The sequence below is a fragment of the Endozoicomonas sp. 8E genome (assembly GCF_032883915.1).
Classification (GTDB): domain Bacteria; phylum Pseudomonadota; class Gammaproteobacteria; order Pseudomonadales; family Endozoicomonadaceae; genus Endozoicomonas_A.
In genome coordinates, this window is the sequence record NZ_CP120717.1 from 1,686,204 (window position 1) to 1,708,316 (window position 22,113).

Genomic DNA, 22,113 nt, shown 5'->3' on the forward strand with positions numbered 1-22,113 from the left:
GAATAATGAAAATGAGAGGTCTTCATGGATAAGATGGTCCGGGAAGTTAAAGACCCTGCAAGTCCTGTCATCAGGTTGAATGGGGTTAACAAATGGTACGACAGCTTTCATGTCCTCAGAGATATTAATCTGGATGTGGTGCGTGGCGAAAAGATCGTGATCTGCGGGCCTTCCGGCTCGGGTAAGTCGACGTTGATTCGCTGCATCAATGCTCTGGAAGAGCATCAGGAAGGTCAGATTATTGTTGATGGCACAGAGCTGACCCGGGATCTGAAAAATATAGAGAAGGTCCGTCGTGAAGTCGGTATGGTGTTTCAGCAGTTCAACCTGTTCCCCCATCTGACGGTATTAGAAAACTGCACACTGGCGCCGCTCTGGGTCAGAAAAACTGCTAAAAAAGAAGCGGAAAAAACGGCGATGGAATACCTTGAGCGCGTCCGTATTCCCGATCAGGCGGATAAATATCCCGGGCAACTCTCTGGAGGTCAGCAGCAGCGTGTGGCAATTGCCCGGAGCCTCTGTATGAACCCGGAAATCATGTTGTTTGACGAGCCGACTTCGGCACTGGACCCGGAAATGATCAAGGAAGTACTGGACGTCATGATCGAGCTGGCCAATGAAGGCATGACCATGCTCTGCGTGACCCATGAGATGGGCTTTGCCAAAACGGTAGCGGATCGTATGATCTTTATGGATCAGGGGCAAATCGTGGAAGAGGCGACACCGGAAGTCTTCTTTAATAATCCGAAGTCTGAGCGTAGCAGGGAGTTTTTGGGGCAGATCCTTAATCACTGATTGTCGCAGGGAATTCAGCTTGAATTCCATACAACAAGGCCGCTGATCGAAAGATCAGCGGCCTTGTTATGTTTCTACTGAAAAACCGGCTTAGAAACGGTAAGTTGCAGAAGCATGGAGGGAGTATGAGCTGGATTCATACTTGCCCGCGTAAGATGTAGTAGTGTCAGTCAGATCACCACCGCCTTTGACATCGTCATTCTCAACGGTGTCATAGACAGCAGCAAAGTCCAGATCTACCTGTCCGTCAAGAATGCTGGTTCCGGCACCCAGAGTAAAACTATGGGCATTGGCTGGAGTAGAGAAGGTGGGTGCAGCATATTCTTCGGGTACAACAGCTGTTGTATAAATATAACCTGCTCTCAGGGCCCAGTTTTCAATGCCAGTGTATTCCGCAGCAATGCGGTAGTTGTACTGGTCTTCCCAGTTGGTGTTGATTGCTGGTACAGCTAGACCAGTGGCAGGGGCATCATCGGAGGTAAACTTGATCTGTTCGTTGTTACTGTACTCAGAGTATGTAATCTCACCGAACAGGGTCCAGTGTGGAGCTACCTGATAATCGATACCGGTAGAGATCTGCATGGGCAGTGCGGTTTCTGCGGTCGCATCAACATCGCTATAGTCATCTATTGGGCTAATTGAAGGAGAGCCCGATCTGAAAGATGCTTTACCGTCTGCTTCAATATCTACTTCAGAGCGGTAGTTGATACCCCAGCCCCAGCGGTTGTCGTCAGAACGGTACATGGCTCCCAAACGGACACCGAACGTATTGAAACCGCTCATGTCGTTGTAGCCCACTGCAACACCAACCGGACCTAACGCTGACACCATGTTGATATCGGCAGTGGCGTAGGTCAGGCGATAAGTACCCCCAACGGACCAGTTTCTGTTGATGCGATAAGATAATCCCAGACCCGCTTCAATAATTTTGATGTCAGTAGAGTAGTCGTCAGTGACGGATGCAAGGCTTCCAACCTTTACATCTTCATACTTGGCAGCAGCACCACCAGAAGCATAAACACCATAACCCATAGTGAACTTGTCGTTCAGTTTGTACAGACCTGTCAGGCCGCCCGCAGGGGAAAAGTTGGTTTCACCTTCAATAAAAGTATCTCCATCCGCAGGACCATTTACCTGAGTAAAAGTAGGAGACACATGCAGAGCAATATCATTGGACTCCGCAAAAGCCATGCCGGCCGGGTTGAAGAAGATGGCACTGGAATCATCGACAGAAGAAACGGCTGCACCTGCCAATGCACTGTATTCGGCATCCCAGAGAGTCGCTTTTTCAAAACCACCGGCTACCGCATGACCTGAAGAAACAGCAACAGCGAGAGTGGAAACGAGGAAAAAAGGCGAGGAACGTGTAGGGCTTTTCATTATTACTCCTTAATGGTGGCAAGACCTCAGGCAGCTCCCTGTTTTAAAAAAGGATTTCTTTTTATTAACAAGTGACATCAATCTGCCTGATTGCGAACCTTGTGTGCTCTTGTGGATTTTTGCTGGTTCGCTGGTCGAACGACGGCTATTTTATTTATTCTTAATCGAAATTAATGTTATTTTTTTGTAAATAATTAGCTATTAAAAAATCTTTTAAAAGTGCTTCAAAACAAGCTTTGAAATTATTGTGAGCAGTAACTCTATTTCTAACTTTCTGATTCAAGGTGAATTTTTTTGTTAATAATAATTCGAATATTATTCGAGTTATTGTTGCAATTAATTCCATGCACCTTGATTAAGATGCGTTACTGGAATTCTTCTCCGGAAGACCCGGGGCGACCCCGTCTGGGCGACCCCGTCTGGGCGACCCCGTTAAGAAACACGGGCAGAAAGCGGAAGGTATTTTACTTTTCCTGTCAGGTAGCGTAATCGCTAGAAACGCCTGACGGATGGCAAAATAGCACAAGAGGCTTGCTCTGCAAGCCGAGCTTTCATCCCCGTCCTCAAGAGGGTGTCGTAAAACTCTGGTTCCCATGCTCCAGAGGGTGTCGCAAAACTCTCTCCAACGTGCGAACGAGTTGACTCTCGTCATTCCCGACTTCATTCTCGTCATTCCCGGCTTCATTCTCGTCATTCCCGACTTCATTCTCGTCATTCCCGGCTTCATTCTCGTCATTCCCGCGAAGGCGGGAATCCACACTGACTCACCACCAGAACCATTCTGCCCGGTGCCCCCTGGCCTTGTCATTCCCGAGAAGGCAGAGATCCACCGTTGGCGCTGGATTCCCGCCTTCGCGGGAATGACGACCTCAGAGCATGGGAACGAGCTATTGGAGTTTTGCGACACCCTCTCAAAGTACGGGGTTTTACGCTCATTCGATAATGAGGTCGGACCGGGTGGTTAATTCATTAACTGTATTTATGAGGGGATAAACATCCATTGGACGGAAGGGGTTAAATAATGATCTCAGAAAAAAACAAGGCCGCAGATCTTTTGATCAGCGACCTTGTTTATTATGCGACTAACAAACCGACTTAGAAGCGGTAAGTTGCAGAAGCATGGAGGGAGTAGGAGCTGGATTCATACTTACCAGCATAAGATTTAGTAGTGCTGGTCAGGTCACCACCCCCTTTTACATCATCATTCTTAACTGTGTCGTATACAGCAGCAAAGTCCAGATCCACTTGTCCATCAAGAATGCTGGTACCTGCACCCAGAGTGAAGCTGTGCGCATCGGCTGGGCTTGAGAAGGTGGGCGCAGCATATTCTTCGGGTACAACAGCTGTTGTATAAATGTAACCGGCTCTGAGAGCCCAGTTTTCGATTCCGGTGTACTCGGCAGCAACGCGGTAGTTGTATTGGTCTTCCCAGTTGGTGTTGATTGCAGGTACGGCGACAGTGGTATCGTCAGAGCTAAAGTCGATCTTTTCAATGTCGCTGTACTTAGAGTAAGTGATCTCACCGAACAGGGTCCAGTGTGGGGCTACCTTGTAGTCAACACCGGTAGATATCAACATCGGCAATGCTGTTTCTGCAGTGGCATCACCTGTATCGCTGCCGCCAGCTCCGTCACGGTAGTTGTAATCACCATCCGCTTCAATATCGACTTCAGAACGGTAGTTGATACCCCAGCCCCAGCGGTCGTCATCAGAGCGGTACATGGCACCCAGACGAACACCGAAGGTATTGTAGCCGCTCAGGTCGTTATAGCCCACTGCAGCACCAACAGCACCACCAAACGCATCAGGGGCAGACGCCAAGTTGATATCGGCAGTAGCATAGGTCAGGCGATACGTACCCCCAACGGACCAGTTATTGTTAATGCGGTATGATAACCCCAGACCCGCTTCAATAATTTTGATGTCAGTAGAGTAGTCGGCTGTGACGGGTAGAGCGCTGCCAACCTTAACATCCTCATAACTGGCAGCTGCACCACCGGAAGCATAAATACCGTAACCCATGGTGAACTTGTCATCCAGTTTAAACAGACCTGTAAAGCCGCCAACAGGGGAAAAGTTTTTTTCACCATCAGTAAAATTTGTACCATCCGCAGGACTGCTTGTCTGGGTAATGGTTGGAGATAAGTGCAGAGCAATATCATTAGACTCCGCAAAAGCCAGACCGGCCGGGTTAAAGAAGATGGCACTGGAATCACTGACAGAAGAAACCGCTGCACCTGCCAGTGCAGTGTATTCAGCATCCCAGAGAGTCGCTTTTTCAAATCCACCGGCTACCGCCTGACCTGCTGAAAGTGCAACAGCCAGGGAGGAGGCTACAGCTAATGGAGAGAGCGAAAAATGCGAGGAACGAGTGTGGCTTTTCATTATAACTCCTGGCGGTGGCAAGACCTGAGGCGGCTGCTTGTTACAAAGAAAGCCACAAAGAAATGACTTCTTTTTGATTAACAAGTGATATGAGGCTGCCTGATTGCGAACTTTGTTTGCTCTTTTTTGAGTCTTTTCCGGTTCGCTGGTCGAAAGACCGCTGGTCTATTTATGCTTATTATTAGTTTTTGTCGCCGTTTTAAACGTGCTCTGCAATCGATGTTTGAAACGACAGTACGAAATATCTCTGTTTAGAGGTGTCGAGTCAAGACAGGGTTGGGTGTTAATTGTAATTCGAATAGTATTCGATTTTTATTTTAATGAATTTAAGATGTTTTTATGCGGCTTCTTATTAGTAACTTAATGATATTTAATGGTTTTTCTCGAAGGTTGAGATCCGGATCAGTATCGGGAAAAGAAGAAAAAATTTTTTAAAAAAATATGCAATCGAGCCTCTGATTGCTGTGTAGGCGGTAGTAATCGGGCCATGTCGAATACTTAAGATGTTTTTTATATAAACTGAAAGACAGGCACTCATGGAGTTATCTGAACCTGCATAAGGCTTCAACGTTTGAGGAAAGCTCCTGTTGAATTAAGTAAGCGTCCTGATGTGGCCTATGCGATTTGGAACGTATACTTTGGGTATTCATTCATCGGATTCATTTTCTCTTTCATGCTGCTCTATATTCTGGATTTATTTGGTACTGCCGTGTTTGCCATTAGCGGTGCCTGGCTGGCCTGTCGCAAGGATATGGATATCTTTGGGGCAATGGTTCTGGCATTTGTCACTGCCGTGGGTGGTGGCACGATTCGCGATGTTCTTCTGGGAGCAACGCCGGTTTTCTGGGTGCAGAATCATGATTATGTTCTGGTTACTCTTGCCTCAACCCTGTTGGCGATTCTGGTAAGGCGCTGGCATCAGAAAACCCATCATATGATGTTGCTTTCCGATGCGCTGGGTCTGGCTGTATTTACTGTGATTGGTGTCACTAAAGCTCTGGATTTTGGTGCTTCGGCTATTGTCTCTGTCATGATGGGGGTGCTTACCGGTTGTGGTGGAGGTGCTATTCGGGATCTGCTTTCCGGTGAAGTGCCAATGGTGCTAAAAAAAGAAGTGTACGCCTTTGCCGCTATGGCGGGTGGCGGTCTTTTTGTTGCATTGGAATCTTATACTGGAGTCAATATGGCAACACTGCTGTCTGCAGGTCTGGTACTGTTACTCAGACTTCTGGCTATTTATAAGAAATTATCTCTCCCCCGTTTTGACCTGCCTCCCACCGCTCGCTGACCTGAAAGGAGCTTTGAGATATAGCTATTTGCTCAGAGCTCCTGTGTTTTTAATATCTCTTGATTACTAATCGTCGTTAATGCCTCTAAAAAAAAAAGCATGGAAGCGTTTCTGCGTCTATACCTTTGAGAACAACACACACAATGAGGTTTGAAGATGACTTTGTGTTTACGACAGAGGTTGGCTGTTCTGTCACCTCTTCTTGCCGCCATGGCAGTTTCCTTTCATTCCAGTAGTGCTTTCTCTGCAGGTTACGGTATTAATGAAAACTCAGCCAGCTACATGGGCACAGCTTATGCGGGCAGAGCGTCCAACCCACAGGATGCTTCTGTTGCAGCCAATAACCCGGCGGGTATAGCTTATGTTGAGGGTACTCAGGTTTCAGTGGGCTCCGCTATCATTCTTGAGGGAGGTGAGTTTGAGGGGCAGCATACTCTTCCTACTGGAACGGTGGCTGCTCAAGGTAAAACAGAAGATTTTGTGTCAACAAGCGGTATACCTTTTGGGCATTTTGTTATGCCACTGAATGAGCAAATCAGCTTTGGTATAAGTGGATATGCTCCTAATGGTATTGAGCTGGATTATGACGAGGATTGGGCAGGTCGTTACTTTGGTAATAAAACCAGTGTTAAAACCGTCAACCTGCAGGGAACGATTTCCTACAAATTCCAGGACGACTTTTCTGTAGGTTTTGGGTTAATAGGTTCCTATGTGGAAGGGGAATTAACTCAAAATGTCAATCCTGGTGTACCTGCTGCAAAAGCAAAGATTAATGGTGATGCTAAAACATTGGGTTGGACTCTGGGAGCACTTTGGAATGTTTATGATAAAACCTATGTCGGCCTTGCTTACTTTTCGGAACTTGATTTTGAACTCGAAGGAGATGTAAAAGTCGAGGGCCTGAGTCCAAATGAGATGAAATCGGATGCGAAGCTCGATATCACTATGCCAGAAAAAGCAGCTTTGAGCCTCACTCATGAGCTAAACGATGAATGGACTCTAATGGCTGAGGCCACCTGGACTCGTTGGAGCCGGTTCGAGGAATTTTATGTCAGAGCGGATAATAATGACTTGTCCAGCTACGTCCCAATCAACTGGAAGGATGTCTGGGCATGGAGTTTTGGAGCTACATGGCAAGTCCTGCCTGAGTGGAAGCTGAGGGCGGGCTATATGTTTGATGAGTCTCCCGTCGATGATGACAATCGCACTGTGCGTACACCGGATTCAGATCGCAACTGGTTTACTGTGGGAGCAAACTGGAGGCCTGATACCAATATCTCCGTAGACATTTCCTATGCGTATGTGAGTCTGAAAGAAGGCAAAATCAGTGAATCCAAGTACAGTGCAGATCAAAGGACTACTCCTAATCCTTTTTACGGCACAATAACTGGCGATTATAAAAACAGCTCCAATATAGTGGCTGCACAATTGAATTATATTTTCTAGACTTGTTGAGTCTGAGACCTTGCCTGTCTTCACAGGCAAGGTCTCGGTTGAGGTTTTTCAGAACCAGGGAATAAGTCGATGAAATCAGTCTTTAACAAAAAAACGATTAAAGTTAGTTTCGTGATGGCCGCGTTAGTGGCGACGGCGGGTACTATAGTTTCGGGGTATGCAGACCATCCCGGCAACGATAAAGATGAAGTGATCACCGAAAAGCCTACTGTTGATCAGGGCAAGATCTGTCAGGATCTTGGTCAGCTTTTTACCAAAAGCCAGAATGGTTTTTCGGACATACGTAAGCAACCTTCTTTCTACAACAAGATCACCATATGGCAGACAGACTATCAACCACTGAACGGTGGCTGTGAGGTCTGGCAGTGGTCGAATCGTTACAGCTATGTATGCAGTCGTGTTCTGCCTGATGAACAGACTGCGGCTCAGGCTTTTGACGAAGCCAACCGTGTCATTGGTCAATGTCTGCCGAAGAGTTGGGCGCAAAAGCAGGTGGCATTGCCTGACAACAAGGGCGAGAAAATTCAGTATTCCTTTAATGGGCAGGTCAGGGGCTCTCTGGAAAAGGTCAGTACCGGTGGACTGTTTACCCATGACTGGACAGTTTACCTGTTGATTTCATCACCGGAAAATACTCAGTAGTACTGATATGAGTAAAAGAAAGGCATTTTGTCCGGTATTACTCACGGACACCGTGGCGTGGGCAAAATGTTTTTTGAAAGACCGTGGTCGTTTAACTTCCATCCTGAAAAAGCTCCCGTTATTAGTGCTTCTTCTCTATCAGGGCACTCTGTGGGCTTATGGCTTTCCTATTAAGGACCCATTTCTGGCGACCGTCGTTGGCACCCCGCCCGGGCAACAGGTGAAGCTGCGGCAAGGTATTGTGCGTGAAGCGATTTTAGGATTGGCAGACGAGACCGTTAAGGGTGCACCGGGTATATTCTGGGATGTGATCAAACCCCGCTTCAAGCTGGCCTGGCAGGAGAAACCTGCTCCGCTGATCTTTATTATTGCCGGCACCGGCGGTCGTTTCGATACCAGTAAGGTCGAGTTCCTGAAAAAGGTTTACTATCAGGCGGGCTTTCATGTCATTCAGATCTCATCTCCCACCAGTTACGACTTTGTTGTTTCCGGCTCCCGATCCCATCGACCCGGCCTGACGCAGCAGGATTCAGAAGATCTCTATCGTCTTATGAAAGCGTCTGTCAGGCGGGTTCGCTCCTTTAAAAAAATTCAGGTTAAAGGCTGGTATCTGACAGGTTACAGCCTTGGTGCGCTCAACGCTGCCTATATCGCCAGAATAGACAGCAAACAGAACGCCTTTGGCTTTAATCGTGTGCTGTTAGTGAATCCTCCTGTTGACCTGCGGCGCACCGTCGATAGTCTTGATCGCTTGCTGCTTGCCGATGTGCGGGGCGTTGATAATGCAAAAACGCTTTTTAATCATTTCTTTGACAAGCTGGCTGCTTATTTCCGGACGCATAAAAGTATTGATATCGATGAATCCATGTTGGTTCAGGTGGAGAAAAGCGTTTATGCCCTGAGCAGGGAAGAGCTGGCACTGCTGATAGGCGTCAGTTTCAGGTTGGTAGTAGCGTCCCTGTATTTCACTTCTGCTGTCATGACCTGGAACGTCAGCCTGATTCCCAGGTTCTTCAAACTCACGCGAAGTGATAGCCGAACTCCTTTTTTTAAGCGGGCCATGTTTTGCAGCTTTGAATGCTATATAGATAAGGTGCTGATTCCTTATGAAGAGAAACAGAAGGGAATCTGCTTTGATCAGAAAAAATCCCTTGCTGCGCAGCGTACTCTTATATTTGAGCAGAACAGTTTGCCTCGCCTTAAGTCCTGGTTGAAGAGAGCCCGGCATGTAGGTGTGGTGCACAATGTGGATGACTTTATTATTGATAAGAAAGGGCTCGACTTTCTTTATGATACTTTTGCTGGGCGAATAAAAATCTACCCCCTGGGTGGGCATATGGGCAATCTGAAGTACCCACAAAACGTCGAGGATATGCTCAGCTTTATCAAAGGTAAGGGCTTTCCTGATGCTTAGAGCCGGATTCCTGCTCTTGTTGTTTTCTCTAACAGTCTGCAATCTCCCGGCTGATCATAGTATCCCTTATTCAGATCCTATGGACACTTTGAAGTACAGAGACCCTGATGATGAGTTATTGGAAGACTGGCATCACAATATGAATTCAATGTCGTTTATGGATGTCTATGATCCACTGGAGCCCTTTAATCGCGAGGTGTTTGTTTTCAACCGGCAGTTGGATCGCTATTTTCTTGAGCCCGTCATGCAGCTTTATGAAACGGTGACTCCGTTTTTTGTTCGGATCGGAATAGCCCATTTTTTTCAGAATCTGAAAGAAGTTTCCACCCTTATGAACAACCTGCTTCAGTTTGAAGGTGAGCGAGCTGTTAAATCAGTCGGTCGATTATTCATCAACTCTACTCTGGGTATTTTTGGCTTTTTTGATCCTGCTGAAAGTATGGGGTTGCCCCATCAACGCAATGAATTTGGCAATACACTGGCAAAATATGGGGTGGGACCCGGACCTTATCTGGTGGTTCCGGTCATTGGCCCATTCAGTTTGAGGGATGTGAGTGGTCTGGTCGTTGATCTGGCCGCGGAAGATTATATTGATTTTCTCGGGGTGCCTTCACAGGTGTTTTCCGAGCCTGAGCTGTTTGCCATCTATGGAATTAACTATCGCTATACCGTTCCCATGAGCTACGATGACTTCAGCTCACCGTTCAGCTACGACATCATTCGCTTTTTGTATACTAAAAGGCGGGAGTTGGAAGTGGGCGTGAATAAGTAAATCTGCAATGTATCTGTAATAGAAGGGAGGTGTCTTCCAGCTCACAGGCAATCATGGAGCTGGAAGAGGGTACTCAGGCTTCTTTGCGAATAAATACCCATTCCTTGTCATTCGACATGGCTTCGTTGTAGCCATAACCCTCGTAATCAAAACCTTTCAGGTCATCGACTTTTTTGAGGTTGTTATCAATGGCGTAACGGCACATCAGGCCTCTGGCCTTTTTAGCGTAGAAGCTGATGATTTTGTACTTGTCACCTTTCCAATCCTTGAAAACCGGAGTGATGATCTGACCTTTCAAAAGTTTGGGCTTAACGGCCTTGAAGTATTCATTGGAGGCCAGGTTAACCAGAATATCATCTTTTTGGGCGGCCATTTCTTCATTCAGTTTGTCGGTGATCTGTTCGCCCCAGAATGCATAAAGGTCTTTTCCGGCATTATTGGCAAATTTGGTGCCCATCTCCAGACGATATGCCTGCATCAGGTCGAGAGGTTTCAACAGACCATAGAGCCCTGAGAGTATGCGCAGGTGTTTCTGGGCATAATCAAACTGTTTGGCATTCATGGTCTCGGCGTCAAGCCCTGTGTAAACATCACCTTTAAAGGCCAGAACTGCCTGTTTGGCATTTTCCTGGGTAAAAGGCTGTTGCCACGCCTGGTAACGGGCTGCATTCAGCTGTGACAGTTTATCGCTGATGCTCATCAGGCTGCTGATATCTGCCGGACTCAGCTCTCGCAGTTGATCAATCAGGTTCTGGGACTGGTCCAGAAATTCTGGCTGACTGAACTTTTTCGTCACCACAGCGGTGTCGTAGTCCAGGGTTTTGGCAGGTGACACGACAAAAAGCATGGTTTTTTCTTCCTTCTGAATTCCGGTTCTACCCCTAAGTACTCAACCATACGAAATCATATTTTCTGACTCATTGTTCAGGCACTCGCGGCAACTGCTCCTGCGTTGCTCTAGCAGCCTGCATCCATACAGTCGTGCTGCGTTGCAACTCTGGTCACATAGCTTGCTATGTTCCCGTCGTTGCGCCTTGCAGAGCGCCTGCCCAATAAGCCAGAAATATTCGATTCCGTATGGCTGAGTACTTAACAAGCTGAAGTGTTCAGCTTTAGCACTATGGAACACATCCTAGTAGAGCGAGGAGGTGTTTGGTAGTGAATTATCTCTATTATCTTGATAGACCGGTCAGGCTATGGTGTTTAGCTGTGTGGTTGAGGCAAGTCGCTAATCAGGAGGGTAGGGCTTCAGGGAGAGGTTAATGATTACTGGTTCTCAATTTTTGATAGCCAGACGATCAAGTCTGGCTATCTCTCTGAGGTCAGTGAAAATTAAAGGTTTTCTTCAGCGTATGCGGCCAGCGGCGAGCGTGGGACTCCCTGTAATTGGACTGCGCCACCGTGTGGAAAGTTTTTAAATCGTTCAGTCATGTAAGTCAGTCCTGAACTGGTCGGTGCCAGATAAGGGGTATCAATCTGGGCCAGGTTGCCCAGACAGATGACCTTACTGCCTGAACCCGCGCGGGTGATAATGGTTTTTATCTGGTGCGGCGTCAGGTTCTGACATTCATCAATGATGATCAGGCTCTGCTGAAAGCTTCGTCCCCTGATATAGTTCAGGGATTTGAAATGGAGAGGGACCTGCTTGAGAATGTAGTCCACACTGCTGTTGGTGGATTCATCGTCATAGTGCAGGGCTTCGAGGTTGTCAGTAATGGCACCCAGCCAGGGCTCCATTTTCTCCGCTTCCGTGCCTGGCAGGAAGCCAATGTCTTCATCCAGCCCCCGGGTTGAGCGGGTCGCTATGATTCGACGGAACTGTTTGGTGGCGACGGTCATCTCTATCGCGGCAGCCAGAGCCAGAATGGTTTTACCTGAGCCCGCAGCACCGGTCAGGTTGACCAGATGAATATCGGGGTCCATTAAAAGATTCAGGGCTATGGCCTGATGAATATCGAGAGGCTGAAGCCCCCAGGCTTCCTGACTCATTAGTGTTTCACGACAGAAGTGTTGCAACTGGATTTCGTCCTGAGTGATGGCGTTCACCCGGGCTACAAAACCAGTGTCGTCCAGGAAAAACTGGTTCAGATAGATATCGTCACCGAGTTCTTCTTTCAACAGTCGATGGTAGGTAATACCCTCCAGCTGCTCTGTCTGAACCTGGGAAACGCGGTCCCAGAAGTTGCCTTCGAACAGTCGATAACCTTTACTGAGCAAACCAATATCTGAAACCAGCTGATCGCTGTGGTAATCCTCCGTTGGAATACCGCATCCCCTGGCTTTCAGACGCATATTGATATCTTTAGTCACCAGAACAACAGGTGCACCCGGGTGGGTTTCCTGAAAATGACAGATATCGTTAATGATGCGGTTATCGTTATTGCTGGTGGGCAGCGTGGTAATGTTCTCTACATGATGAGAGCTCAGGATTGAGAGAGTACCCTGAGGCTCTGATTTATTACCACGTCTGATAGGAACGCCTGCTTCGATCTCCGAGGGTGAGGCAGTACCCAGTATCTGGTCAATCAGTCTGATGGCCTGTCGGCAGTCAGCAGCGATGGTTTGCTTTCCGTTCTTAAGCTTGTCCAGTTCCTCCAGAACGGTCATGGGGATGAGCACTTGATGCTCTTCAAAGTTGAGGATTGAGTTGGGGTCGTGTATCAGAACATTGCTGTCAAGAATGTAGGTGGTTGTTTGGGTTGAGATGATCGGCCTGGCTTCCAAGGCGTTTCCCATAGGCAGCTTCCTCGTCCTTTTTTTGGGTCTCTCATATTTGATTCTTATCGAAAAGCAGCAAGTCAGCAAGTTTAAATTTCAGATAGGATTAAAAAAATTTAAATACTGATTTTATTGTTTTAATAAGTGAAATTTGATTCTAAACTTAAAGGATTACATTCTTATTTCTGCTAAATGTTACGTCCTGAATCTGTCCTGACTTTTTCCGTTTAGATTGCTTTTTTGAGGGTTTAAAGGCTTTCGCCAGCGAACCTTCTATCGAACATTCGCTGGTGGTGAGTGCACGTTAATGATTATTTCAGCAGATCTCCAGGTGGGTATTCCAGGCTGAGCTTTGCACCCAGCATTTCTTCCAGGTCGGGAATCAGGAAAGAGTCTTCTTCACAGGCAAAGCTGATGCTGGTACCACTGGCTCCAGCCCGGCCTGTCCGGCCAATGCGGTGGACATAATCTTCCGGATCTTCGGGCAAGTTGTAGTTGATCACATGACTTATTCCGTCAATGTGGATACCACGGCCCGCAACATCGGTAGCCACCAGAACCGTCAGCCTGCCATTCTTGAAGTTATCCAGCGTCTTGAGGCGCTTCTTCTGAGGTACTTCACCGGAAATTTGATCAGCTTTGAGGCCTTTCTTTTGTAGCTTCTCGGTCAGCCGACGGGTTTCATCCCGACGGTTGGTGAACACAATCACCCGCTCCAGGTTGTTATGATTGATCAAGTTGATCAAGAGAGGGACTTTCTGCTCATTAGTGACGATATAAACCTTCTGATCGACGGTCTCTGTGGCAACGCTTTCTGGTTCGATTTCAACTTTCACAGGCTTCCAGGTCCACTGTTCACCGAGCCTGAGTACCTCATCCGTGAAGGTGGCTGAAAACAGCAGGGTCTGGCGATCTCCAGGGCGGGGTGTCATCCGGATAATGCGTCGAACCTGGGGAATGAAGCCCATATCCAGCATTCGGTCAGCTTCGTCAATGACCAGTGTTTCTGTCAGGTCCAGATGCAGGTCTTTGCGTTCGCAGTAATCCAGAAGTCGGCCAGGAGTGGCCACCAGGATATCGATGAAGCCATTGCTCATGCGGCTGCGCTGCTTCTCGTAATCCATTCCACCAACAACTGTCAGCACATTCAGGGGCAAGTATTTGGTCAAAGCCTCAGCATCCTGACCAATCTGTAATGCCAACTCCCGGGTAGGTGCAATGATGACGGCACGGGGTTCACCGAGGTAGCGTTGATCCGGTGGTGGGATATCGATCAGTTGTTTGATGGTGCTGACAAGAAAGGCGGCTGTTTTACCCGTGCCGGTTTGAGCTTTACCAATAGCGTCTCTACCAGCCAGTGTGCTGCCCAGTACTTCTGCCTGAATGGGGGTGCAGTACTTGTAGCCCAGTTCCTGAATGGCTCTCATCAGATGATCAGGCAGATCAAAGTCATGAAAGCGGGTTTTGCCCTGCTCTGGCTCTACCTGAAACTGGCTGATATGCCAGGAAGGCTCGGACTTCTTGTTGGCTGAGCGATGAGAGCTGTGTGAATGGCTACGTCGAGCAGTGTTCTGTGTCTTGGGGTTTCTGGATTGGGCTCCGACAGCTTTGCTACTTTTCTTCCCGCCCCGAGGCTTGGAAGAAGGATTTTTTGGTGCCTGTGAAGGCTTTTGCCCACCGGATGAAGGTGCTTTTTTCTTTCTGAAAAGACCTAGTAAACCACTCAATGCTTTAATCTCGTTCCAATACGATATCGGTATCCCGGTCTGCAGCGTTGGGCTGCCGTGTCCTGAGAGTGTCTCGGAACCGGGGATTGAATCTGCTGATGACGGGTATCTCCGCCCTGGTGTTAAAGAGTCGGGCAAACAGAAAGAGAAAGAGGCCTTCAGGTACCTGTCTGTTAACAGTCAGGTACCTACTCAGCAGCAACGCGCCGCAGGAAACTGGATCTGCAAGGCTGCGGCATTCCAGAGGGATTCTAAGGTATCTGGCGGGTGATTGCTAAAATGATTGATCATTCACGTCGCTGTAATCCGGGCTGTCCTGTTCTTCATGTTTTCTTTTACGCATGAAGAGTTTGTCCAGCTTGCCTTTTTTGCTGATTTTTCTCTTTTTTCTGCGGAGTTTCGATTTGTAGAGTATCAACATCAGAGGTTGATCAGGCATAGGTTTCAGGGGGCGTCCCTTGAAAAAAAAACTCGCTTCTTCGGCGAACTTCTGGATTTTGGCAGCCAGCGTTTCGGTTTCGGTCTCCGGGCCTTTCTCATAACCCTGATTCAGTACGTTCATAATGTATTGCACTGGCGCTATTTCCATAGGACACCTCAATGTTAGGAACTGTATGCTCTGTTATCCGGGAAAATCCGCTAATGGTGACCAGATAACCTCTTTTTCATGAAGATCAATTCTAAAGATACGCAGTTTTCTCTCATGCAACCATTAGACATAGGTCTAGGGGAAATGGTTCCTCAGGAACCGCCCGGTTTAGCGAAACAAATGATAATCGGAAGTTCTGTCGTGCCAGGGCAGACTTATCTAATTGACAGGGAATCCCCCAATAATTCACAAAAACCAGAGGGGGATTTCTTGTCAATAGTCAGAGTTCGGAAACAATATCCTTGCTGAATGACTTCTCGCAATAGTGACACTTCAGTCGAATATCGTCGTCTTTTTCCCGCAGGTAGAAATAGCTGCTCACAGGCTCATTGTGAGTGATGCAGTTTGAGTTAGGGCAGGGAAAAGCGCCTCTGAGCGTCTCGGGAACCGTCATTTTGAATTTATCAACGACCTGGTATTCGTCGATGACATTGATGGTGGCTCCCTGGGCGAACAGGGCCAGCTGATTGGCTTCTTGTTCAGTGAACTTCAGGCCAGTCACTTTAATAATATCTTTGCGACCCTGAGCCTTGCTGGGCAGGTTAAAGCCCACGGTAATGCTGACATTGGAGTCCAGCAATTGCAGGCGATCCAGAATTTTAACACCCTGACCTGCGGGGATATGGTCAATGACGGTGCCCTTGCGAATGGCTTCAACCTGAAGCTTGTTGGTCATTGCTGTGTCTCCCTTCAGATACTTTCGTTCAAAACCAGAGCCAGAAGTGCCTGACGGGCATAGACCCCATTCTCGGCCTGCTGAAAATAGTAGGCATAAGGTGTGTCATCGACAGCCACTTCTATCTCGTCGACCCGGGGCAGGGGGTGAAGAATTTTCAGGTTCTCTCTGGCCCCATTCAGAGTGTCGACACCCAGAATATATTTAGAGGCCATGTGCATGTATTCAGTTTCATCAAAGCGCTCTTTTTGAACCCGTGTCATATAGATAATGTCAGATTCTGGGACCATTTCTTCAATAGTCCCGGCTTTGCGGTAATGAATGCCTTTTTCCTCCAGTTCTTCCAGCAGGTAATCGGGCATTGAAAGGGCATCGGGTGCGATAAAGTTAAATTTGGCACCGAACAGTGACATAGCCTGAACCAATGAATGAACGGTTCTGCCGTATTTAAGGTCACCGACAAAGGTAATGGTCAGATCGTCCAGCGTCCCCTGACATTCCTGAATACTGAACAGGTCCAGCAATGTCTGTGTCGGGTGCTGGTTGGAACCGTCACCGCCATTGATGATGGGGACATTAGCGAATTCAGAGGCTAGTCTTGCCGCGCCTTCCTGAGGGTGACGCATGATGTAGGCATCGGTATAGGAACTGATGATTTTGACTGAGTCGGCCAATGTTTCGCCTTTCTTGGCCGAAGTGTTACTGCTGTCAGAGAAACCAATCAGGGTTCCTCCCAGCCTTTGAACAGCGGTTTCGAATGAGAGACGGGTACGGGTGGAAGCCTCGAAGAAGCAGCTGGCAATCACCTTGCCCTTCAGCAGATCAGGACGTGGCTTTGTTTTAAGCTGGGCGGCAGTCTCCAGAATCTGTTCAAGGTCTGAACGATTCAGGTCTGCTATGGAAATGATGTCCCTCAGATAGAGCTGGTTTTCCATCAAGAGTTACCTGTTCCTGAGTAAGGGTGTAGAGTTGGGCGCTGGTGCCAAATAGCCTTTGGAGCTATATGGAAAGCACAAGCCAAAAAAAAGCCCCTGATAAAGGGGCTTTTTTTCTGAAAAACGGATCACTGCCGATGCCGCTTGGCATCCTGCTCAGACGTGAGTTTGAGCCATAACAGCCAGTTTCGGATGTCATCCGCGCGTGTCCGTGACAGTATACGTTTCAGCTTTAACAGCCTCTATGCATTAAATCGTTTTAGACCTAAGTTAAAGAAGCTCGTGCCTTCAGGCAAGCCTTCTTAAGCAAATTGCCAAGTATTCTACCGATGCCAACCCCCAAATCAAGAACTTGTTGGCAGTGTTTTTCTGTTTGGCTAAAGACTCTGGTTTGGTCTGTACCACCAGTTATTCAGGTCGAGCCAGTAAAGATGGTCTTGTGGTGGATGATCAAGATAATGCCAGTAGGCCAGATGAGTCTTTTGAGTATGCCATTTGGGAATGACATAGTGGCCCCACATCAGCACCCGGTCCATAGCCCTGACAATGGGTGTCAGTTTTTCGTAGTTGTCTGCTTTTGTTGCTTTGGCCAGCAAGTGGTCAATGACCGGGTTGGTGATACCGACAATGTTACCACTGTGTTTTTCCATTACGACTCTGCTGCTCCACATGTCATAAAGCTCGTTGCCCGGGTATGTGGATTGCCAGAAATACCAGTCCACCAGTTCGAAATCGAACGCCCTGACTCTTTTTCGGAACAGGCTTTTGTCGAGAGTATTTATATTCAGTGTTATGCCAAGATCAGCAAGACTTTTGCGGTAAGAAAGTAACAGGCGCTCCTGTTTAGGGTCCTCGGTCAGGAGGTTGAGAGTGAGAGGCTTGCCTGAGTCTGCTTCTATCATTCGACCGTTTTCCAGCCGGTATCCCGCTTTTTTAAAGAGAGACAGAGCTTTCCTGACATTCTCCCTGTTTTTACCGCTTCCGTCTGAAACAGGGACGCTGATAGCTTGCTTGAAAAGTTCATCGGGTAACTGCTCCTGAAACGGTTCTAGCAGCTTGAGTTCTTCTTCCGTAGGCAAGCCTTTGGCTGCAAGAGGCGAGTTGGCGAAAAAACTCGTAGTACGCTGAAAATCACAATTCAGCAGAGTTCTGTTAATCCATTCGAAATCGAAGGCCATGATTAAAGCCTGACGAAGAGCCGGGTTTTTGAACTTACCCCTGCGAAGGTTAAAGGCCAGGGCACTCATGCCCGATGGATAGAGCATTGCAATGTCTTGCTTCAGCACTCGACCTTCCTTTACCGCCGGGAAACTGAATGACTGATGCCACTTTTGAGAGTCTGTCTCCTGATGAACATCGTAAAGCCCCGCTCTGAAACCTTCGATTACAGCCTGATGGTCACGATAATAGTCCACCCTGATTTCGTCAAAATTGTATCTTCCTTTCTGGCTGGGAAGATTCATGGCCCAGTAATCCCGGACTCGCTCAAAAGTGATGTTTTGACCTAATCTGACCTGCTTGACCTTCAGGGGACCACTGGTCACCGGGCTGATCAGGTGTTTGTCCTGAAAGTTTCTGGCGTGCCAGTAATGATGGGGAAGTACGCGAAGGTAACCCAGCAGGGCAAGCTGTTTCTTGCCGGGTTTGTCCAGATAAAAAATGACTCGGTAAGGCGACGTTTTTTCAACTCTGACTACGTCTTTATAGAGGTTTTTCAAAAAGGGTGAGCCTTCCTTTTTGAATAACTCAAAGGTAAATACAACATCTTTTGAAGTGAGAGGATGGTTGTCACTGAACTTTGCTGCCGGGTTGATATGAAAGGCAACCCAACTGAAGTCGTCAGGGTATTCGATGGCTTCGGCCAGAAAGGGATAAAGAGAGTGGGGTTCGTCGGCTGACCGGGTCATTAATGAGCCGTAGGTGTGGTAAAGGTAATCAGGAATGGTTCCTTTGCCATTAAATGGATTCAGGGTATCGAATGAGCCTGTCCTGGCCAGTCTCAGAACGCCACCTTTAGGGGCATTGGGGTTTGTGTAAGCAAAATGAGTAAAGCTGTCCGGATATTTGTGGGTACCGATCAGAGTGAAGGACTTTTCAATATATACCTCACTTTGGGCAGCCAGAGAGCTTGTCAGGCAGAGACTGAGGAGAAGGCTTTTTATTATTCTGATTCTGGAGCCATAAATCTTGTATAGATGGTTGCTGGAAACAACTCTGCTCACAATATCTTCAGCCTTTTTTGTGTCGAGGTGGATGCACGGGGAAAGAACGGTTGGGAGAAATATAGCTCAGCTCTTCTGCTCTTTGCTCAGGCCTATGACTGTCCCGGCAGCAGTGGTGGAAGGTTAAGCTGGATGTTGGCTTCAAGCGCTCTAAGCAGTCCACTGGCAAGGTGTCGAGACCAGAACTGACCTAATCCATGCAGCGACTTCTCAGAAGCGGGTACGGGGATCTCCAGCCCTTCAACAGGCAGGCTGCCCCGGGCATAGATAGCGTCAGCCGGACCCTGGATAAAATGTCCCTGGGTGGTATCGTTCAAGAGCTCCCCGTCCAGATAAGCATGTGTGATGAGAGCTTCGGGTTTCAGGTCAGGTTCTTCGTTTTGAACTTGCCAGTAGATGGCTGAGTTCAGGGCAAGACTGTTAAATACCACTGCTTTGAATCGAGTTTTAAACGAAACATATTGGGCGATTGCGCCACCCAGAGAAGAGCCCGTCAACTCAAACTCATGGTCAGGATAGTGCTCATAAAGATCGACAGTGAGCTCTAAGGCTCTTCTCAGCATCGGCACTTCCAGCGGAAAATAACTGCTGCCAGTGATGAAGCGGTATAAGCTGGAGGTGATCTGAGTCAGATAGCCATATCCATAGCCACCCTGTGTCCAGACTGCATTAGCCAGAGAGTTAAGGCTGTCAAATTCTGTCCCGGTGAAGGCTATGAGAATCTTGTTTTCTGAGGTGTGGAGCAGGACTCTGGCTTTCAGCCCGGAATCCTTGTGATCATAGATTCGGTTTGTTTCGTGTCGAGTGTCAAATACCCCCTGTGTCAGCCATTTTTCAGGGACATCTGTCTTGACTGCGTTGCGATATTGAATATGAGTCAGGCGCTCTTCAAGAGCCTCTTTGATCCCTCCTTTGTCACTGCTAACTTTGTAGCGATAAGACAGGTAACTGGCATATGCATAGGGATAGAGTGCTTTCAGGCGCTGCCTGAACTCAGCCATCCTGGCCACTTCTTCTTCCATAAACTGAACATTGCCGCGATACCAGCGCTCAACGTTTTCTCTTTCGGCAGGAGAGTGAATGTAACCTCGAATGGGGTCGGATTCCGGGATCTTGTTGAAATTGAGCTTTTCAGAATCAAAAGGCCCAATGTAAGGAATGCTGTCTGCCGGGCGGGGATATTTCAGGTTGAGAACAGACAAAGGGGCGTCTGTTTTGAGAAATCCGCGTGCCTGATAATCCCCAAGACTGTCGCCCACGGCGAATGCGTTATGGCTTAATCCAAGCGCTGAGAGTGTGCTGACCAGCAGAATAAGCAGCGTAAAACGAGGGCGTAGTGATGCCGATTTCCCTGTCATAGTCACGATACCTCCCTGAATACTCTGCCGCCTATAAAGTATTGGACAAAGCGGAAGCGTTTTAGTTCAGGGAAACGACTGGTTGATTGGGGGTAAGGCAAAACGTTTTTTATTTCTAATAGTTATATAAAATTAAATTTGAATTTTTTTTATAAAAAGAGGTCTGTTTTCCGGTCATTACTCTTTTTTGATATGACAGCCACCGGGGATCTCAATAGTGAGGTCGCTTTTGGCATGGCAGCAACAGGGCAGGATTTTTCCATCGGGGACAAACGCGACGGGCTCAGCAAAGTATTCCACTTCACCAGCCACCAGTTCAACCTGACAACTACCACAGAATCCCTCACGGCATTGGTATTCAATATCTACCTTCTGTGATTCAAGCGCTTCCAGCAGGTTGAGGTCACTTCTGGAAATAAAGCTGAAGCCATCCAGTATCTTGACGATGTTGGCCATGAGGGTCTCCCGGTGAGAGGTGGCCAGTCTTCCGGCCACCTTATTATCACTCTTACAGTGAGAAGTTGCTGAAGTCATCGGTCTGGACTTCGTTATCAATCTGGCCCACCAGGTAAGAGCTGACTTCCACTTCCTGAGGTGCTACCTGAACAGCGTCGCTGTTGAGCCAGCTATTCATCCAGGGCAGAGGGTTCTGGCGAGATGGAAAAGCGGGTTCAAAGCCCAGGGCTACCATTCTCTGGTTGGTGATGTATTCCACGTACTGGCTGAGTATGTCTTTGTTCAAACCAATCATTGAGCCATTCTGGAATAGGTATTCAGCCCATTCTTTTTCCTGCTCAGCAGCAGCAATAAAGATTTGTCTGGCTTCTGCCTGAAGCTCAATAGCAATTTCAGCCATTTCCGGATCGTCTTTACCTTCGGCCATGATTTGCAGTATGTGTTGGGTGCCGGTCAGGTGCAGGGCTTCGTCACGGGCGATCAGTTTGATGATTTTTGCATTGCCTTCCATGGTGGAACGCTCAGCAAAAGCAAAGCTGCAGGCAAAGCTGACGTAGAAACGAATGGCTTCGAGAACGTTGACCGATACCAGGGTCAGGTAAAGTTTTCGCTTCAGATCCCTGACGGAAACCTTTACTTCCTTACCTTTGATCAGGTGAGTGCCTTCACCCAGCATGTTGAGCTGGGAGACTCCTTCGATCAGATCATCGTAGTAACGGGTGATGTCTGCTGCCCTTTTGACAATGGCCTCGTTATTCACAATATCATCAAAAACCACGGAAGGTTCAGTGATGATGTTACGAATAATATGGGTGTAAGAGCGGGAGTGAATCGTTTCACTAAAGGCCCAGGTCTCAATCCAGGTTTCCAGCTCAGGCAGGGAAACAATGGGTAGCAGGGCAACATTAGGTGAACGACCCTGCACAGAGTCCAGCAGGGTCTGATATTTAAGGTTGCTCAGGAAGATGTGTTTTTCATGTTCTGGCAGATGAGCGAAGTCACTGCGGTCGGTCGATAAGTCGACCTCTTCCGGGCGCCAGAAGAATGAAAGCTGCTTTTCGATCAGCTTTTCAAAGATCGGGTGTTTCTGGACATCATAACGGGAGACGTTAACACCCCGTCCAAAAAACATAGGTTCCTGAGTGGCATTGAACTTTTCTTGGTTGAAAGTCGAGTAGCTCATGTTTTCTCTGCTTCTGGGCCAGGAAGGGCCGGCCTCGTCCAGTTGCTGTTAACCCTGA

The 22,113-nt window shown here is 47.8% G+C and carries 19 protein-coding genes; 7 read left to right on the forward strand and 12 right to left on the reverse strand.

Going from position 1 to position 22,113, the window contains the following annotated elements; all coding sequences use genetic code 11:
* Positions 1–33 precede the first annotated feature (33 nt).
* Positions 34–795, forward strand: a complete 762-nt coding sequence (locus P6910_RS06085) for an amino acid ABC transporter ATP-binding protein (protein WP_410493919.1) — start codon at positions 34–36, stop codon at positions 793–795.
* Between the two features lie 90 nt (positions 796–885).
* Here P6910_RS06085 and P6910_RS06090 read toward each other — a convergent pair whose 3' ends face one another.
* Positions 886–2,175, reverse strand: a complete 1,290-nt coding sequence (locus P6910_RS06090; protein ID WP_317145391.1) for an OmpP1/FadL family transporter — start codon at positions 2,173–2,175, stop codon at positions 886–888.
* A 605-nt stretch (positions 2,176–2,780) separates the two neighbouring features.
* Here P6910_RS06090 and P6910_RS06095 point away from each other — a divergent pair.
* Positions 2,781–3,140, forward strand: a complete 360-nt coding sequence (locus tag P6910_RS06095) for a hypothetical protein (RefSeq protein WP_317145392.1) — start codon at positions 2,781–2,783, stop codon at positions 3,138–3,140.
* Between the two features lie 130 nt (positions 3,141–3,270).
* Here P6910_RS06095 and P6910_RS06100 read toward each other — a convergent pair whose 3' ends face one another.
* Positions 3,271–4,560, reverse strand: a complete 1,290-nt coding sequence (locus P6910_RS06100) for an OmpP1/FadL family transporter (protein ID WP_317145393.1) — start codon at positions 4,558–4,560, stop codon at positions 3,271–3,273.
* Between the two features lie 673 nt (positions 4,561–5,233).
* Between P6910_RS06100 and P6910_RS06105 the strand changes: the two genes are divergently transcribed.
* The 5 genes from P6910_RS06105 to P6910_RS06125 all read left to right on the forward strand — a co-directional run bounded on the left by P6910_RS06105 (position 5,234) and on the right by P6910_RS06125 (position 10,131).
* Positions 5,234–5,848 (forward strand): trimeric intracellular cation channel family protein, encoded by a 615-nt coding sequence (locus tag P6910_RS06105; protein WP_317145394.1) that lies wholly within the window; start codon positions 5,234–5,236, stop codon positions 5,846–5,848.
* Between the two features lie 210 nt (positions 5,849–6,058).
* Positions 6,059–7,294 (forward strand): OmpP1/FadL family transporter, encoded by a 1,236-nt coding sequence (locus P6910_RS06110; RefSeq protein WP_317146512.1) that lies wholly within the window; start codon positions 6,059–6,061, stop codon positions 7,292–7,294.
* A gap of 78 nt (positions 7,295–7,372) precedes the next feature.
* A complete protein-coding gene (locus tag P6910_RS06115; RefSeq protein WP_317145395.1) occupies positions 7,373–7,945 on the forward strand; it encodes a hypothetical protein in 573 nt (190 codons plus the stop codon).
* A gap of 7 nt (positions 7,946–7,952) precedes the next feature.
* Positions 7,953–9,359 (forward strand): hypothetical protein, encoded by a 1,407-nt coding sequence (locus P6910_RS06120; protein WP_317145396.1) that lies wholly within the window; start codon positions 7,953–7,955, stop codon positions 9,357–9,359.
* Between the two features lie 16 nt (positions 9,360–9,375).
* A complete protein-coding gene (locus P6910_RS06125; RefSeq protein ID WP_317145397.1) occupies positions 9,376–10,131 on the forward strand; it encodes a VacJ family lipoprotein in 756 nt (251 codons plus the stop codon).
* Positions 10,132–10,204: 73 nt separating this feature from the next.
* On the opposite strand, the gene yaaA is transcribed toward P6910_RS06125, so the two are convergent.
* The 10 genes from yaaA to nrdB all read right to left on the reverse strand — a co-directional run bounded on the left by yaaA (position 10,205) and on the right by nrdB (position 22,055).
* On the reverse strand, positions 10,205–10,978 hold the full coding sequence (yaaA, locus tag P6910_RS06130; RefSeq protein WP_317145398.1) for a peroxide stress protein YaaA: 774 nt from the start codon (positions 10,976–10,978) through the stop codon (positions 10,205–10,207).
* Between the two features lie 485 nt (positions 10,979–11,463).
* Positions 11,464–12,867, reverse strand: a complete 1,404-nt coding sequence (locus P6910_RS06135) for a PhoH family protein (protein ID WP_317145399.1) — start codon at positions 12,865–12,867, stop codon at positions 11,464–11,466.
* 293 nt (positions 12,868–13,160) lie between these two features.
* Complete coding sequence (gene rhlB, locus P6910_RS06140; protein ID WP_317145400.1) at positions 13,161–14,576, reverse strand: ATP-dependent RNA helicase RhlB; 1,416 nt, start codon at positions 14,574–14,576, stop codon at positions 13,161–13,163.
* A 274-nt stretch (positions 14,577–14,850) separates the two neighbouring features.
* Positions 14,851–15,138 carry a hypothetical protein gene (locus P6910_RS06145; protein WP_317145401.1) on the reverse strand — a complete coding sequence of 96 codons (288 nt, stop codon included), beginning with the start codon at positions 15,136–15,138 and terminating at the stop codon, positions 14,851–14,853.
* 307 nt (positions 15,139–15,445) lie between these two features.
* The gene (gene pyrI / locus P6910_RS06150; protein WP_317145402.1) at positions 15,446–15,901 is read right to left on the reverse strand and encodes an aspartate carbamoyltransferase regulatory subunit; all 456 of its coding nucleotides are present in this window, start codon (positions 15,899–15,901) and stop codon (positions 15,446–15,448) included.
* A 14-nt stretch (positions 15,902–15,915) separates the two neighbouring features.
* A complete protein-coding gene (gene pyrB, locus P6910_RS06155) occupies positions 15,916–16,836 on the reverse strand; it encodes an aspartate carbamoyltransferase (protein WP_317145403.1) in 921 nt (306 codons plus the stop codon).
* Between the two features lie 377 nt (positions 16,837–17,213).
* Positions 17,214–19,058, reverse strand: coding sequence for an extracellular solute-binding protein (locus P6910_RS06160; RefSeq protein ID WP_317145404.1), 1,845 nt, complete (start codon positions 19,056–19,058; stop codon positions 17,214–17,216).
* Between the two features lie 92 nt (positions 19,059–19,150).
* Positions 19,151–20,416 carry a hypothetical protein gene (locus tag P6910_RS06165; RefSeq protein ID WP_317145405.1) on the reverse strand — a complete coding sequence of 422 codons (1,266 nt, stop codon included), beginning with the start codon at positions 20,414–20,416 and terminating at the stop codon, positions 19,151–19,153.
* 177 nt (positions 20,417–20,593) lie between these two features.
* Positions 20,594–20,872: a class I ribonucleotide reductase maintenance protein YfaE gene (gene yfaE / locus P6910_RS06170; RefSeq protein ID WP_317145406.1), complete on the reverse strand. Its 279-nt coding sequence runs from the start codon at positions 20,870–20,872 to the stop codon at positions 20,594–20,596.
* A gap of 52 nt (positions 20,873–20,924) precedes the next feature.
* The gene (gene nrdB / locus P6910_RS06175; RefSeq protein ID WP_317145407.1) at positions 20,925–22,055 is read right to left on the reverse strand and encodes a class Ia ribonucleoside-diphosphate reductase subunit beta; all 1,131 of its coding nucleotides are present in this window, start codon (positions 22,053–22,055) and stop codon (positions 20,925–20,927) included.
* Positions 22,056–22,113 lie beyond the last annotated feature (58 nt).